This window comes from Pseudomonas oryzihabitans (assembly GCF_024652905.1).
GTDB classification, from domain to species: domain Bacteria; phylum Pseudomonadota; class Gammaproteobacteria; order Pseudomonadales; family Pseudomonadaceae; genus Chryseomonas; species Chryseomonas benzopyrenica.
Window position 1 is genome coordinate 1,123,762 of record NZ_CP102428.1, and the last position, 14,535, is coordinate 1,138,296.

The following is a 14,535-nucleotide window of genomic DNA, read 5'->3' on the forward strand; positions in this document are numbered from 1 at the left end:
CGCCTTCGAACGAGAGACTGGCCATGGATCGACGACCCTTCGCCACCACCACCCACTGGCTGCGGCTAGGGGGCCTCTGCACCCTGGCGCTGGGCATTGCCTTGCTGGATACCCTGACCGATCGGGAGATCGCCATTGGTGTCTTCCAGGTGGTCGTGGTGCTCCTGGCCGCGGGTTTCCTGTCCACCCGCGGGGTCACGGTCACGGCGCTGGGTTGCGCGGGGCTGGTGCTCTGCAGCTACCTGGCCACCCGTACCGGCGACCGCGAGGCCGGGCTGGTCAACTGCATCATCAGCCTCCTGGCCATCGTCGCGGTCGCGGCGCTGTCGCTGCGCCTGGAGGCGGCCAAGCGCGCCGCCGATGCGGCCCGCGCCCGGCTGGTCCAGGCCGGACGCCTGAGCCAGCTGGGTGAATTGGCCGCTTCCATCGCTCATGAGGTGAACCAGCCGCTCACCGCCATCGCCGCCAGTGGCAATGCCTGCCAGCGCTGGTTGAGCAATCAGCCGCCCCAGGTGGAGCGCGCCGTGCAGGCCGCGCAACGGGTCATCGACGACGCCCATCGCGCCAGCGCGGTGATCGCCCGGGTGCGCAGCCTGGTGCGCCAGGCACAGGTGGCCAAAGATTGGCTCAACCTCGCCGCTACCGTGGAAAAGGTGCTGGATTTCGTCCGCGCCGAACTGGCCGAGCGCCAGGTGGCCGTGGAGGTGCGCCTGCAGGAGGGCTTGCCGCCGCTGCTGGCCGACGAGAGCCAGTTGCAGCAGGTCATCCTCAATCTGCTGCTCAATGCCCTGGATGCCCTCGAAGGAGTCGCTCCCGAGCAGCGCCGGCTGGTCATCCAGGTGGGGCAGGACACCGCTGGCGCCATCCGCCTGGGCGTGGAGGACAGCGGTCGCGGCTTGACGCCCGGCGCGCGTGAGCAGATGTTCGAGGCCTTCTACACCACCAAGGCGCAGGGCATGGGCCTGGGACTGGCGCTCAGTCGCTCCATCGTCGAAGCCCATGGCGGGCGGATCTGGGCCACCTCGCTGCCGGAAGGGGGCACCGGGGTCTACTGCAGCCTGCCCAAGGATCCACAACCATGACCTCAGCGAGCATGACCGACCAAACCCAGCCCACCCTGGTCCACTTGGTGGACGACGACGCCTCGGTCCGCGCCGCCTTGGAAGACCTGCTGGCGTCCGTGGGGCTCAGCACCCGCAGCTATGTTTCGGCCGCCGACTTTCTCGACCGGGCCAGGCTGGACGAACCGGGCTGCCTGGTGCTGGACGTGCGCATGCCCGGCATGAACGGCCTGGACCTGCAGCAGGAATTGCAGCGGCGTGGCCTGGCCTTGCCGATCATCTTCATCACCGGCCATGGCGACATCCCCATGTCGGTCCGGGCGATGAAGCAGGGCGCCCTGGAATTCCTCACCAAGCCGTTTCGTGACCAGGACCTGCTCGATGCCATCGACCAGGCACTGCGCAGGGCGCAGGAGGCCCATGCCCAGCGCCGGCAGTTGATGGAGTTGCAGACCCGCCTCGACACCCTCAACGAGGGCGAACGGGCGGTGCTGGCGCGGGTGGTGACTGGGCTGCTCAACAAGCAGATCGCCGCCCAGCTGGGGGTCAGCGAGATCACCGTGAAGGTGCGCCGCGCGGCCCTCATGCGCAAGCTGCAGGCCGGCTCCCTGGCGGAGCTGGTCAAGATGGTCGAGCGGCTGGGGGCGTCACGCGGCTAGGCCGTTGCGACGCGCCGTACAGCCGCTGGACAACCTCTACAGCTTTCTTGTCGCGCCAATCGCTGACGCGCTAAAGAAAGAAATTAGTCAGTCGATACGGGCTTTAGAGGATCGCCTTCCGCCGATCCAAGGAGCCTGTCTTGAACCTTCGTCAGCTACGCATCGCCCCCCGCGCCATCCTGTGCTTTGGCACAGTCACCCTGTTCGTGATGCTGCTCGGCGCCTTCGCCCTGGTCCAGCTCAAGGCCCTACGCGCCACCGAGCAGGCGATGGAGGCCGAATGGCTGGCGAGCGTCCAGACCACCGATGACATCCAGGTCGCGCTGCTGCACACCCGCCTCGAAAGCATCCGGTTGCTGGCCAGCGAGGACAGTGCCGCCATGGCCCTCGCCACCCGGCAGATCCATGTGAATCGCGATCTGATGAACGCCCGGACGGCCTATTATCGTGACCACCTGATTTCCACCGCCGAGGAACGCAGCAACTTCGACCAGGCCGCGCTGCAGATGAAAGGCTATCTGGACGGACTGGATCGGGTCGTGACCCTGGCCGCCAGCGATCGCGCCGAGGCCCTCAAACTGGCCAATGGCGAGCAGCGCCAGCGCGCCGAAGGCTATCAGGAGCAATTGACCCGGCTGCGCGAGTTCAACAGCGAAGGCGCCCGTCAGGCAGGTGCAGCAGCTACCGGCATCTATGACCGCAGCGTCAGCATTGTCGTCGGCATCATGCTGCTGGCGCTGCTGGTGACCCTGCTGCTGGCCTGGCGCCTGACTCGCAGTCTGGCCCAGCCGATCGGGGCTTCCCTGGCCGTGGCCGATGCCATCGCCCAAGGCGAGCTGACCGGCAAGATAGATCCCAGCGGCAGGGACGAAGCCGCCGGCCTGATGCGCGCCCTGGCGCAGATGCAGGACAACCTCAAGGACACCCTGCATGGCATCTCCGGTTCGTCCAACCGCCTGAGCGACACCGCGCGCACCATGCACGCCGTCACCGACCAGGCCAGTCGGGCCCTGGCGAGCCAGAACGCCGAGATCGACCAGGCCGCCACCGCGGTCACCGAGATGAGCGCCGCGGTGGAAGAGGTGGCCCGCAATGCGTCCTCCACCTCCCAGGCTGCGCGGGAATCCAGTGCGGCGGCGGAAAACGGCAATGCCAAGGTCGGTCAAGCCCTCGACGCCATGCAGCGCCTCACGCAGCAGGTGCAGTCCACCTCGGTGCAGGTCGAAGGCCTGGCTGGCCAGGCCCAGGACATCAGCCAGGTGCTCAGCGTGATCGGCGCCATCGCCGAGCAGACCAATTTGCTGGCGCTCAACGCGGCCATCGAGGCCGCCCGGGCGGGCGAGCAGGGTCGCGGTTTCGCCGTGGTCGCCGACGAGGTCCGCGCCCTGGCGCATCGCACCCAGACCTCCACCCGTGAGATCGAGCAGATGATCCAGGCGATCCAGAAGGGCTCGGCCGAAGCTGTGGATTCCATGCAGCTCAGCACCACCCAGGCCCAGGCCACCTATGCGGTGGCTCAGGAAGCCGGGGCGGCGCTGAGCGACATCCTCCAGGCCGTGCGCCTGATCGACGAGCGCAACCTGCAGATCGCCACCGCCTCCGAAGAACAGGCCCATGTCTCCCGCGAGGTCGACCGCAACCTCATCAGCATCCGCGATCTCTCGGTGCAGACCAGCGACGGCAACCGCGAAACCGTGGGTGCCAGCGAGCAACTGTCGGAACTGGCCGGCGAACTGCAGACGCTGGTGCGACGCTTCAAGCTGGCCTGAGGGGAGGGCGCGCAGAAGATACTGCGCGCCTGGAATCGCTCCGCCTTTGCTGCCAGGGGAGTTTCCCTGGCGCCGAGCGTTCGAGGAGTGGCCTGTCTGCTGGTTAATGTCAGATAAATTACCTCTGACGACTGAATTCTGCCGGCTCGTCGGTAAGGGCGTCCCCTGTTCTTTGAGGTATGGTGGCTTTTTGCTATAAATGATTATTGCAATATCTAAATAGCCGAATCCATCAAGGCGCTCCTGTAGACACCATGGCTCTGCCCAAATACAGCATCAGACTGCCGGTCTCCCAGTTGCAGCTGGGCATGTACGTCTGTGAACTGGATCGGCCCTGGGCGGGCACGCCTTTCCTGTTCCAGGGTTTTCCCATTCAGAGCGTGCAGGACCTCCGCACCCTGCGCGACACCTGCGAATTTGTCTGGGTGGATCGCCGTCAGAGCCATTCGGTGCCCCCCTGGCAGCCAACCTGCCGGCCGGTGATCAGACCAGGACCTATGCCATCGACTACCGGGAGGCGGTCAAGGCCACCGAACCGGTGTGGCGGGACGCCCGCGCCGTGTCGATGCGCATGCTCGACGCCGTCCGGTTCGGCCAGGAGCTCGACGTCAGCGAGGTGCGGCGTGCAGTGGGGGCGTGCGTCGAGAGCGTGCTCAAGCATCCCGCGGCCAGTCTGTGGCTGGCACGCATCAAGCAGCGTGACCATTACACCGCGGAGCACTGCCTGCGCGTTTCCCTTTATGCCATCGCCCTGGGCAAGGCCCTGGGCATGCTGCCTCTGGAACTGGAAGAGCTCGGGGTATGCGGCATGCTGCACGACGTCGGCAAGATCAAGGTACCCGACGAGATCCTCAACAAGCCCGGTCGCCTGACCGACGAAGAATTTCTCATCATGCAGGCCCATACCACCTATGGCTGGCAATTGCTGATGGGCAACAGCGAGGTGCCGCCCGCTGCCGTCGATGTCGCCCATACCCATCACGAACGGGTGGATGGCAAGGGATATCCGCGGCAACTGCCGGCGCAGCGCATCCCCTTCAAGGCCAAGATCATCGCCGTGGTGGACGCCTATGATGCCATCACCAGCGATCGCCCCTACAGCGAGGGCCGTTCCAGCCTGGAAGCCTTGCGGGTCCTTTTCGAAGCGCGGGGCACGCAATTCGACGAAGTCGTCGTCCTGGCCTTCATCCAGCTGATCGGCGTCTATCCGCCCGGTGAGATCGTCGAGCTGAGCACGGGGGAGGTTGGGATCATCATCGGCTTCGACACCGGCAGCAAATTGAAGCCGCGGGTCCTTGTCGTGCTGGACGCGGACAAGCAGCCGCGGCCAGAGCGGGTGCTGGACCTGGCGCGCAATCCGCTCGATAGCCAGGGGCGCCTCATCAGCGTCCGCGCGGTGAAGCCCTCGGGTGCCTATGGCATCGATATCGATGCCTATCGTGCCCAGGGGCTGGTGGTGCCGGGCTGAGTGGGCGAGCGGGTCAGCCGTCAGCGGTTGGCCATCAAAGGGTCTTCAGACCCGTTGGCGTCTCCAGATAGGCCAGCAAGCCGGGTCTCTCGCCAGGCATCACCGCGACGGGGCCGGAAAAGCCGATCGCCTCCAGCTGTTGCCCGAGCACTGCGGCATCGGGATGCCTGAGCTCCAGGCGCTGCAGGCGGCAGCCCTGATCGATCAGCGCAGCCGCGGGGTGCCGGGCGTCGCCCCAATCGATCAGGCTGGGCAGGACACCGCTCAGCGGTAGCTGCCCATCGGCGTGGATCGAGATCTGCCAGGCCAGCGTGCCGCGGCTCATCGACTCGATGCGGCCGAAGGTCTGCATGAGGCGCGCATCCGCCTCAGCCAATCCCCGAGTCCTGGCCACCCAGTGGGTCAGGCGGGGCTCAGCATCGGACCCCAGCTCATCCAGCCCAAACCAGCGTGGTCTGGTCGGCGGTGGAGCGTCCGGGTCCGGGGCGATGACCTCCAGATAGCAGTCGCCAAGGCGCAGCAAGAGGTTATGGGTACCCATGCGCGGATGCTTACCGCCTGGCTGCATCGCTACCCCGAGTCGTTCTTCGACGTACTGGGCGCCTGCGGCGAGCGTTGGGGCCACGACGACCAGATGATCCAGGCTGGAAGCTCTCATAAGCGCGACTCCTGATATGGAAAGATTCGATGTCGGGTATTAAGTGTAGCGCTCGTAGTCTGCTAAGAACTTCAACGCACAAAGGTTGGGATGGCTTAACCTGCCAGTTCATACGCCCTCGGGATAGCCCATAGCTATCGCAACATCACCTTCCTTTAACTCGCCTTTTAATAGATGTAGCCGTGAGCCTTCTGTTGAAAGCGTAGAGGACCAATATGCACGGCCGCCTGAGTTGGTAGAGAGGTCATCATGGCATTGCAAGATCAGTGGTTTGAAACAGCAGTGCAAGAATTTTTTAGTTTTGCATAACGCAAATGGGAGTTCGTCAGTAAGACATGGCTGGTGTAGCGGAGCCAATCATGTTGCTGAATTAGGGAATAGATATTATCTTATCGAGGAACGCCTTTGTGTTATCACTTTTGAGATCGCTTACGTACCAGTTGCCAGTGGCTCTTCTGAAGCCAACAACTAGGCCGGCTACTTCTCCATCATCCCTTTCTACAATATAAGCTCTCGAGTCAAATATTTGTGCTTTTTCTACGGCTTCGACTTTATACACATCAAAGACTTTCCTTCCGTCAAGCCAGTTTTGCCAATGTTTCTCTCCTTCAATCAATACTGGCTTTTCTTTTTCTTTTAACCATGGAACTATCTTTCCCTGGAAGGTTTGCAGCCAGCAGCTTTTTGAAAAATTTGATTTGATACAGTCGAGGAACCGAGCCTCGACGCTGTCTCTTATGTCAGGTGACTGTTCAGTGGCATAGATTAAGAAGGGTGTAGAACAAAGCAGAGCTAAAATTGTAATTTTCAAATGGCCCAAGTTTTATACCCTAGTAATTGGCTTTAATAGGTGGCTGGCTATGCCGGCCATTATAGTTCTTCAAGGAAATGGCCGTCATCCAGCCACCACCCCACACGCCGCCCTGATCTTCCCGGCCAATTCCAGCAGCACCCCGGCATAGCGCTCCTCGATCTCCGCCTCCGACAGCGGGGTGGCCAGGCTGATGTTGAGGGCATGGGTGCGATAGCCGGGGAGGCCGAGGGGGGTGGCGATGGCGACCACTTCGGGTTGCCAGGCAGCCAGGCAGTAGCCCTTGCTGCGGACGCTGGCGAGGGCGGCGCGGATCTCCTGTTCCAGTGGCGCCCGGCGTGCCTCGCAGCGGCGGGCGCAGAAGGTGGCGATCAGCGTTTCGCGCTGGGCTTCGCCCAGGCCGGCGAGGCAGGCGCGGCCCAGGGAGGTGATGTCCATCGGCAGGCGCTGGCCGACCAGGACGTTGCGCGGGGTCTTGCGTTGACTCAGGCGAATCGACTCCAGGTAGATCATTTCGTCGCGGTCCGCCGCCGCCAGACTGACGTTGACCTGGTGCTCCCGCGCCACCTTGATCATCAGCGGCGAGGCGGCCTGCAGGAGGCTGCTGCCCTGGTGCATGGCATGGGCCAGGCCGAGAAAGGTCGGCGCCAGGCGATAGGCGCTGCGGCCGCCGTCGTAGTCCAGAAAGCCGGTACGCACCAGGGTCTGGGTCAGGCGGCTGACGGTGGACTTGGCCAGGCCGAGGAGGTCGCTGAGGTCGCCATTGGTGAGGTATTCGGTGCCCGGACGAAAGGCGCGCAGGACATCCAGGCCACGCTCCAACGAACGATTGGCCGGCGCCTTGCCCTGGCCAGGCATGTCGGCGGCGTTCGGCTCGGCGACGGCGTGTTCCACCTGATGGAATGGCTGCGTTGTCATGACAGGTCTCCTCGCGCAGATTGAGTTCAAGCCTGGCGCAGATCCGGGCAGCCAATCAACCCAAGAATAAGAGAGGCCTCCCATGACGACAGCTCCCGAATCCTCGACCCCTATCGAACTGACGGTGACCCAGGGCATCGCCACCCTGACGCTCAACCGCCCCGAAGCGCGCAATGCCATCAGCGACGACATGCGCACCCTGCTGATCGAGCACCTGGAGCGCATCGCCGCCGACAGCGCGATCAAGGCGCTGATCCTGACCGGTACCGGCAAGGGCTTCTGCGCCGGCGGCGACATCAAGGGCATGCAGGCGCGCATGAGTGCGCCGGCCGGTTCGGTGGCCTTCAACGGCTGGAAGCGCCAGCAACGGGTTCACCATGCCGTTTCGCTGCTGCACAACCTGCCCAAGCCGACCATCGCCGCGGTCAACGGCGCCGCCACCGGGCTGGGCTGCGACATGGCGCTGAGCTGCGACTTCATCATCGCGTCCGAGCAGGCGTCCTTCGCCATGAGCTACATCGCCCGCGGCCTCATCCCCGACGGTGGTGGCCTCTACTTCCTGCCACGGCGGGTCGGCCTGAGCCGGGCCAAGGAGCTGATCTTCACCGGTCGCACCGTCGCGCCGGGCGAAGCCGAGCGCATCAACATGATCGACCGGGTGGTGCCCCACGATGCGCTGCTGCCAGCGGCCCAGGACTGGGCGCTGCAACTGTCCGCCGGTTCCGCCACGGCGCTGGGGCTGAGCAAGTCGATCCTCAACAATACCTTCGAACTGACCCAGGGCCAGATCTCGGCCATGGGCAGCCAGGCCCAGGGCATCTGCTACACCTCCAGCGAACACCAGGAGTCGGTCGCCGCCTTCCTGGCGCGCAAGAACAATGGTGGCCAACGATGAGCGCCCTCGACCGTCTGCTCAGTCCGGCCAGCGTCGCCGTCATCGGCGCCTCGGGCGACGCCCGCAAGACCTCCGGCCGGCCCATCGCCTTCCTGCGCAAGCATGGCTTCCAGGGACGCCTCTATCCGGTCAATCCGCGCTACGAGGAGATCGACGGCCTGCGCTGCTATCCCTCTATCGCCGAGTTGCCCGAGGTGCCGGACGTGGCGGTCATCCTGCTGGGTGCCGAACGCGCCAATCAGGCGGTGGCCGAACTGGCGGCGCTCGGCTGTGCGGCGGCCATCGTGCTGGCCGGCGGCTATGGCGAAACCGGGGAGAGCGGCATCCGCCGCCAGGCGGAACTCCAGGCCGCGCGCGGCGGCATGCGTATCCTCGGCCCCAATACCATCGGCCTGGTCAACGTCAGCGAGCGCATCACCCTGTCCGCGAGTGGCGCCCTGGACATGGACGCCCTGCTGCCGGGCAAGGTGGCCTTGGTCTCCCAGAGCGGCGGCATCCTCGGTGCCTTGCTCTCTCGCGGCGTGGCGGCCGGCATCGGCTTTTCCAAACTGATCTCCACCAGCAACGAGGTGGATCTGGACGTCGCCGACTTCGTCGACCATCTGGCCGGCGATCCGGCTACCGCGGTGATCGCCCTCTACCTCGAAGGGCTGCGCGACACCGCCAGGTTCACCCGCGCCGTGGGCCGGGCCCGCGCCGCCGGCAAGCCGGTGGTGGTGTTCAAGGTCGGCCGCTCGGAAGCCGGCGCCAGCGCCGCGGCCTCCCATACCGGCGCCCTGGCTGGCTCGGACGATCTCTATTCGGCCTATTTCCGCCAGCTCGGGGTGATCCGCGCCGAGACCTTCGCCGACCTGCTGGACATTCCCTTCGCCCTGGCCAGTGGCCGGGTCATGCAGGGCACCCGGGTGGCTATCCTCACCTCCACCGGTGGCGCCGGTACCCTGATCGCCGACAACCTGGGCGTCAACGGCTTCCAGACCCCGCCGCCCGGCGCGGAGACGGCGGCGCGACTGCGCGCCCTGGACGTCGGCGACCAGGCGGTGCTCGACCGCAATCCCATCGACCTGACCCTGGCGGGTCTGCAACCGGAGGTGATGCGTGGCGCCATCAGCATCCTGCTGGACAGCCCCGACTATGACGCGGTGATCAGCGTGGTGGGTTCCTCCGGGGTGGCCCAGCCGCACCTGATGGCGGATGCCATCCGCGACAGCCTGGCCCATTCGACTAAGCCGGTGCTGGCCTATATCAGCCCCCATGCGCCGGCGGCGGCGCAGCGCATCAACGGTTCGGGCGGCGTGGCCTTCAGCGCTCCCGAAAGTTGTGCCGGAGCGCTCAAGGCGCTGGCCTTGCAAGGCAGCTATGCAAGGCAGCGGTCGGGGCAGCTCGGCGCCGCTCCCTCGGCCGAGTCGGTGGCTCTGGCGGACCTGCAACCCGGTCCGCTGGACGAGGCGCGCAGCAAGCAGCTCTACGAGACCTTTGGCATTCCGGTGACCCGCGAGCGGGTAGTGGCGGATGCGCGTCAGGCCGAGGCGGCGGCCCGCGAACTGGGCGGCGAGGTGGTGCTCAAGGTGCTCTCGGCGCGCATCCCGCACAAGAGCGAGGTGGGTGGCGTGGCCCTGCGCCAGCGACCCGAGGACATCGGTGGGCGGCTGGAACGGATGCGCGACGAGGTGACCGCCCAGGTCGGCTTCAATCCCGAGGCCTTCCTGGTGCAGGAGATGGTCAGCGGCGGCGAGGAGCTGATCCTCGGCTTCACCCGCGATCCGCAACTGGGCCCGGCGCTGCTGCTGGGCATGGGTGGAGTGACCGCCGAACTGTTCCAGGACACCACGCTGCGCCTGCTGCCGGTGACCCTGGAAGATGCCCGGGAAATGCTCGCCGAATTGCGTACCTATCCCTTGCTGGACGGCTATCGCGGCCGACCCAAGGCCGATGTCGAGGCCGCCGCGCACTGCATCGTCGCCTTCTCCGACATGGCCCTGCGCCTGGGCGAGCGGCTGCAGGAGGCCGAGATCAATCCGCTGCTGGTCAGGCCGCAAGGGCAGGGCGTGGTCGCCCTCGATGGTCTCACGGTGCTGAGCTGAGGCGACGCTGTTCCACAGGGTGGAACAGCGCCATTGCCGCTCAGGTTCACCCTTGCATAATCCAAGAACGCTTCATTTCTGACTCATAACAATAAGTAGGTCACTATGAACAGCTTCCAGATCAACCTCCCATGGTGTGCATTCCTACCGTCAGGCGCCGTCGCGTCGTTCATGAGTCCTGAACCCGACGCCACGTCCTCGAACCGGGAGTAACGCTATGTCCGCCGTACTGAAGAACGCCACCCCTCGCGAGCCGATCGGCAGCATCGCCCCGGCGCCCACCGTGATTTCCTTTCGCAACGTCGCCAAGGCCTTTACCGTCAAGGGCGTGGCCAAGCAGGCGTCCCACAGCATCAACGTCGACATCCAGCAGGGCCAGGTGGTGACCATCGTGGGTCCCTCCGGCTGTGGCAAGTCGACCATGCTCAACATGGTGGCCGGGCTGTTCGCCCCCACCGAGGGCCAGGTGCTCTACGGCGGTCAGCCGGTCAAGGGCATCAACGGCCGCACCGGCTACATGACCCAGAGCGATCACCTGCTGCCCTGGCGCGACGTGGCCGGCAACATCGCCGTGCCCCTGGAGATCCGCGGCGTGGGCAAGACCGAGCGCCAGGCGCGCATCCGCGACCTGCTGGCCCTGGTCGGCCTGGAGGGGCACGAGAAGGCCTATCCGAGCCAGCTCTCCGGCGGCATGCGCAAGCGCGCCGCCCTGGCCCGGCTGCTGGCCTACGATCCCGAGACCCTGCTGATGGACGAGCCCTTCGCGGCGCTCGATGCCCAGCTGCGCATGCGCATGCAGACCGAGCTGTTCAAGCTCAGTCGCCAACTCAAGAAGACCGTGCTGTTCGTCACCCACGACCTGGACGAGGCGGTGGCCCTGGGCGATCGCTGCCTGATCTTCTCCGGCCGTCCCGGCACCATCGTGCGCGACGTGACCATCCCCCTGGGCGACGAGCGCAACATCCTGCAGCTGCGCAAGGACCCGCGTTACCACCAGCTCTGCGGTGACCTCTGGGAATTCATCACCCCGAGCCAAGACGCCTGAGCGGCCCACCCCTGGAGAATCCTGCTATGAACATCTTTCTCGGCCGCGTCGCCATCTTTGCCGTCATCCTGCTGTCCTGGCAGTTCGCCTCGGGACCGCTGGTGGATCCCTTCTTCGTCAGCTCGCCCAGCGAGATCGGCGGCCGCTTCGTCGAGCTGGTCGCCAGCGGTCGGCTGTTCGCCCATGGCTGGATCACCGTCGTCGAGACCCTGGCCGGCTTCTTCTGCGGCGCCTGCGCCGGGATCAGCGTCGGCCTGCTGCTGGGCCGCAACGAGACCCTGGCCAAGCTGCTCGATCCCATCCTGATCTCCATCTACAGCCTGCCCAAGGTGGCCCTGGCGCCGCTGTTCATCATGTGGTTCGGCATCGGCATCGAGATGAAGATCATCCTGACCGCCACCATCGTGTTCTTCCTGGTGTTCCTCAACACCTACAGCGGCGTGCGCGCGGTGGAGCGCGAGCAGCTGGAGATCCTGCGGCTGATGGGCGCCAAGGAACATCACCTGATCGGCAAGGTGGTGCTGCCCTCGGCCATCCAGTGGGTGTTCACCGGGCTCAAGCTGTCGGTGCCCTATGCGCTGATCGGCGCCATCGTCGGCGAGATCATGGCGGCCAACCGCGGCCTGGGCTATCTGCTGCAGGACGCCGCCGGCCAGCTGGACACCGCCGGGGTCTTCGCCGCGCTGCTGGCGATCATCTTCCTGGCGCTGCTGCTGCAGGCGGCGGTGCGCAAGCTGGAAACCGCGCTGATGCCCTGGAAGAAGGAACAGGACGCCCGCGAACTCTCGATCTGAATGCTCCCACTACCCATTACAAGAAGAAGAGAGGTCTTTGCCATGTCGTTCAAGCGTCTGTTTTCCGCCCTTGGCCTGAGTGCCGCGCTGCTGACCACCACCCCCGCCGTGCAGGCCGATGAAGCGGTCAAGGTGGCCATAGGTACCGAAGGCTTCGTGCACATGCCGCTGTTCGTGGCGCTGGATGCCGGGCTGTTCAAGAATCACGGGCTGGACGTCAGCCTGGTCAAGTTCAAGGGTGGCGGCGCCGCCGCCTCCGGGCTGGTCAGCCGCTCGGTGGAGTTCTGTTCCTGCGCCATCCAGAACGCCATCAACGCCAAGGTGAAGGGCGCCGACGTGACCCTGCTGGGGCGCATGGTCGGCCAGTACGCCAGCAATGTGGTGATTCGCCAGGAGGTGGCCGATCGCCTGGGGCTGAACGCCAACTCCACCGTCGAAGAGCGCCTGGCCGCCTTCAAGGGGCTGCGCCTGGCGGTCAGCGGCACCGGCGGCAGCGCCGACTTCCTGGTGCGCTTCCTTGGCCAGGAAGCCAAGCTGCAGTCGGAAAAGGATTTCACCCTGCTGTACCTGAACAACGGCGGCGCCATGCTGGCCGCCTTCGCCCAGGGCCGCATCGACGGCTTCGCGCTGTCGTCGCCGGCGTCGGACAGCGCGGTGATCGAGCAGCAGGGCTTCACCCTGCTGGACATGTCCGAGGGCCAGGTAAAGGCCCTGGACGGCTATCCTTCCATCGCCCTGAGTGCCCGCCGCGAGTGGTCGCAAGAGCATCCGGACACGGTCAAGGCCTTTCTAGCCGCGCTCAACGACGCCACCCAGCTGATCAGCCAGCATCCGGACGAGGCCGCCAAGGCCGTGCGCACCCGCTTCGAAGGCGTCAACGACGAGGTCTATGCCGCCGCCTGGAAGAACAACCGCAAGTCCTTCCCCGCGACGCCCTATCTCACCGATGAGGACGTCCAGCGCGCCATTACCTTCCTGGGCCAGATCCAGAACACCCAGATCCCCGGTACCGCCGCCGATTACCTGACGCAGGTGCGCTGAGCCGCACGCTTCCTTCCATTCCCCTGGTACGCCGCGGGTGGCCAGGGTTCGGTAGAGACCTCCTATGCACAGGCATCATGACAAGCCGATCCTGGCGGCAGGGCTGGGTATTGCCCTGCTGTCGCCCCTGACCTATGCCGAGGGCTTCCTCGAAGACAGCAAGGCCACCCTGGAACTACGCAACTTCTATATGAATCGCGACTTCCGCGACGGCAGCGGCCAGTCCAAGCGTGAGGAGTGGGGCCAGGGCTTCATCCTCAAGTACGAATCCGGCTTTACCCAGGGCACCCTTGGCTTCGGCCTGGACGCCCTGGGCCTGGTGGGGCTGAAGCTCGATTCGGGCCGTGGCCGCACCGGTACCGGTCTGTTGCCGGTAGACGACGAGGGCCGCGCGCCCGGCGAATACGCCAAGGCCGGGGCGACCTTCAAGGCGCGCCTCTCCAGGAGCGAATTGCGGATCGGCACCCTGCTACCGCGTTGGCCGACCCTGGTCACCAACAATGGCCGCCTGCTGCCCCAGACCTTCGAGGGCAGCCAGTTCGAATTCAAGGAGATCAAGGGTCTGACCCTGACCGGCGCCAACATCCAGCGCACGGTCTATCGCGACAGCTCCGGAGCCGACGGCCTTTCGCTGAACAACAAGAATCGCCGTTTCAGCGGCTCCCTCGAGGGGGGCGATTTCAATGTCGTCGGCGCCCTCTACCGCTTCGGCACCACCACCGATGTGAGCGCCCAGTACGCCGTGCTGGAAGATGTCTATCGCCAGCGCTTTCTCGGCCTGACCGACCGCCGCAAGGGCGACTGGGGCGCCTTCCTCACCGAGGTGCGGCTGTTCAACAGCGACGACGAGGGTCGCGCCCGCGGCGGACGCATCGACAACCGCGCCTTCAGCGCCCTGGGTACCTACAAGCGCGCCGGCCACTCCCTGGGCCTGGGCTATCAGAAGATGTCGGGCTCGACGGCCTTTCCCTACGTCAATGGCACCGACCCCTATCTGGTCAACTTCGTCCAGGTGGGCGACTTCGCCGAGACCAACGAGCGCTCCTGGCAGGCGCGCTACGACTATGACCTCGGCCAGCTGGGTATCCCCGGCCTGAACTTCATGACGCGCTTCGTACGCGGCAGCCAGGCCGAACTGCGCGGCGGCGCGTCCGGCGGCGAACGGGAACTGGATGTGGAGCTGCAATACGTGCTGCAGGGCGGCTCGCTCAAGGGCCTGAATCTGCGCCTGCGCAGCGCCACCTACCGTTCCGATTTCTCGCGGGACGCCAATGACGTCCGCGTCATCGCCAGCTATCCGCTGTCGCTGCTCTGACCCTTCGGGAGACCCTA

13 protein-coding genes and 1 pseudogene are annotated in these 14,535 nt (G+C 65.4%); 11 read left to right on the forward strand and 3 right to left on the reverse strand.

What is annotated here, in order from left to right:
- The first annotated feature begins 23 nt into the window (after positions 1-23).
- From NRG74_RS05225 to NRG74_RS05245, 5 genes and pseudogenes are all read left to right on the forward strand, one after another.
- Entirely contained in the window at positions 24-1,082 is a 1,059-nt protein-coding gene (locus tag NRG74_RS05225) for a sensor histidine kinase (protein WP_257705909.1), read from the forward strand.
- Positions 1,079-1,720 (forward strand): response regulator transcription factor, encoded by a 642-nt coding sequence (locus tag NRG74_RS05230; protein WP_160922624.1) that lies wholly within the window; start codon positions 1,079-1,081, stop codon positions 1,718-1,720. Before NRG74_RS05225 ends, NRG74_RS05230 begins: the two co-directional genes overlap by 4 nt.
- A 140-nt stretch (positions 1,721-1,860) precedes the next feature.
- The gene (locus NRG74_RS05235; RefSeq protein ID WP_257705910.1) at positions 1,861-3,489 is read left to right on the forward strand and encodes a methyl-accepting chemotaxis protein; all 1,629 of its coding nucleotides are present in this window, start codon (positions 1,861-1,863) and stop codon (positions 3,487-3,489) included.
- A 308-nt stretch (positions 3,490-3,797) separates the two neighbouring features.
- Positions 3,798-3,887: pseudogene (locus NRG74_RS05240) on the forward strand (DUF3391 domain-containing protein); the annotation flags it as partial.
- Between the two features lie 173 nt (positions 3,888-4,060).
- On the forward strand, positions 4,061-4,957 hold the full coding sequence (locus NRG74_RS05245) for an HD-GYP domain-containing protein (protein ID WP_257705911.1): 897 nt from the start codon (positions 4,061-4,063) through the stop codon (positions 4,955-4,957).
- A 34-nt stretch (positions 4,958-4,991) separates the two neighbouring features.
- Here the strand turns inward: NRG74_RS05245 and NRG74_RS05250 are convergent, their stop codons facing one another.
- The 3 genes from NRG74_RS05250 to NRG74_RS05260 all read right to left on the reverse strand — a co-directional run bounded on the left by NRG74_RS05250 (position 4,992) and on the right by NRG74_RS05260 (position 7,344).
- The gene (locus NRG74_RS05250; protein WP_257705912.1) at positions 4,992-5,615 is read right to left on the reverse strand and encodes a VOC family protein; all 624 of its coding nucleotides are present in this window, start codon (positions 5,613-5,615) and stop codon (positions 4,992-4,994) included.
- Positions 5,616-5,985: 370 nt separating this feature from the next.
- Positions 5,986-6,435, reverse strand: a complete 450-nt coding sequence (locus tag NRG74_RS05255; protein ID WP_257705913.1) for a hypothetical protein — start codon at positions 6,433-6,435, stop codon at positions 5,986-5,988.
- A 75-nt stretch (positions 6,436-6,510) separates the two neighbouring features.
- Entirely contained in the window at positions 6,511-7,344 is an 834-nt protein-coding gene (locus NRG74_RS05260; protein WP_257705914.1) for an IclR family transcriptional regulator, read from the reverse strand.
- 82 nt (positions 7,345-7,426) lie between these two features.
- Here NRG74_RS05260 and NRG74_RS05265 point away from each other — a divergent pair, with 82 nt between their 5' ends.
- The 6 genes from NRG74_RS05265 (at position 7,427) to NRG74_RS05290 (ending at position 14,518) form a co-directional block, all read left to right on the forward strand.
- Positions 7,427-8,239, forward strand: a complete 813-nt coding sequence (locus tag NRG74_RS05265) for an enoyl-CoA hydratase/isomerase family protein (protein WP_184287621.1) — start codon at positions 7,427-7,429, stop codon at positions 8,237-8,239.
- On the forward strand, positions 8,236-10,323 hold the full coding sequence (locus NRG74_RS05270; protein ID WP_257705916.1) for an acetate--CoA ligase family protein: 2,088 nt from the start codon (positions 8,236-8,238) through the stop codon (positions 10,321-10,323). Before NRG74_RS05265 ends, NRG74_RS05270 begins: the two co-directional genes overlap by 4 nt.
- A gap of 217 nt (positions 10,324-10,540) precedes the next feature.
- Entirely contained in the window at positions 10,541-11,368 is an 828-nt protein-coding gene (locus tag NRG74_RS05275; protein ID WP_173147690.1) for an ABC transporter ATP-binding protein, read from the forward strand.
- 26 nt (positions 11,369-11,394) lie between these two features.
- Positions 11,395-12,162: an ABC transporter permease gene (locus NRG74_RS05280; RefSeq protein WP_017641233.1), complete on the forward strand. Its 768-nt coding sequence runs from the start codon at positions 11,395-11,397 to the stop codon at positions 12,160-12,162.
- Positions 12,163-12,204: 42 nt separating this feature from the next.
- The gene (locus NRG74_RS05285; protein ID WP_257705917.1) at positions 12,205-13,203 is read left to right on the forward strand and encodes an ABC transporter substrate-binding protein; all 999 of its coding nucleotides are present in this window, start codon (positions 12,205-12,207) and stop codon (positions 13,201-13,203) included.
- A gap of 64 nt (positions 13,204-13,267) precedes the next feature.
- The gene (locus NRG74_RS05290) at positions 13,268-14,518 is read left to right on the forward strand and encodes an OprD family porin (protein WP_257705918.1); all 1,251 of its coding nucleotides are present in this window, start codon (positions 13,268-13,270) and stop codon (positions 14,516-14,518) included.
- Positions 14,519-14,535: the final 17 nt, after the last annotated feature.

Excerpts from the sequence above, each read along its gene's own strand:
- NRG74_RS05225 (WP_257705909.1), top strand. The coding sequence starts at position 24 with ATGGATCGACGACCCTTCGCCACCACCACCCACTGGCTGCGGCTAGGG.
- NRG74_RS05230 (WP_160922624.1), top strand. The coding sequence starts at position 1,079 with ATGACCTCAGCGAGCATGACCGACCAAACCCAGCCCACCCTGGTCCAC.
- NRG74_RS05245 (WP_257705911.1), top strand. The coding sequence starts at position 4,061 with ATGCTCGACGCCGTCCGGTTCGGCCAGGAGCTCGACGTCAGCGAGGTG.
- NRG74_RS05250 (WP_257705912.1), bottom strand. The coding sequence starts at position 5,615 with ATGAGAGCTTCCAGCCTGGATCATCTGGTCGTCGTGGCCCCAACGCTC.
- NRG74_RS05260 (WP_257705914.1), bottom strand. The coding sequence starts at position 7,344 with ATGACAACGCAGCCATTCCATCAGGTGGAACACGCCGTCGCCGAGCCG.
- NRG74_RS05265 (WP_184287621.1), top strand. The coding sequence starts at position 7,427 with ATGACGACAGCTCCCGAATCCTCGACCCCTATCGAACTGACGGTGACC.
- NRG74_RS05270 (WP_257705916.1), top strand. The coding sequence starts at position 8,236 with ATGAGCGCCCTCGACCGTCTGCTCAGTCCGGCCAGCGTCGCCGTCATC.
- NRG74_RS05275 (WP_173147690.1), top strand. The coding sequence starts at position 10,541 with ATGTCCGCCGTACTGAAGAACGCCACCCCTCGCGAGCCGATCGGCAGC.
- NRG74_RS05280 (WP_017641233.1), top strand. The coding sequence starts at position 11,395 with ATGAACATCTTTCTCGGCCGCGTCGCCATCTTTGCCGTCATCCTGCTG.
- NRG74_RS05285 (WP_257705917.1), top strand. The coding sequence starts at position 12,205 with ATGTCGTTCAAGCGTCTGTTTTCCGCCCTTGGCCTGAGTGCCGCGCTG.
- NRG74_RS05290 (WP_257705918.1), top strand. The coding sequence starts at position 13,268 with ATGCACAGGCATCATGACAAGCCGATCCTGGCGGCAGGGCTGGGTATT.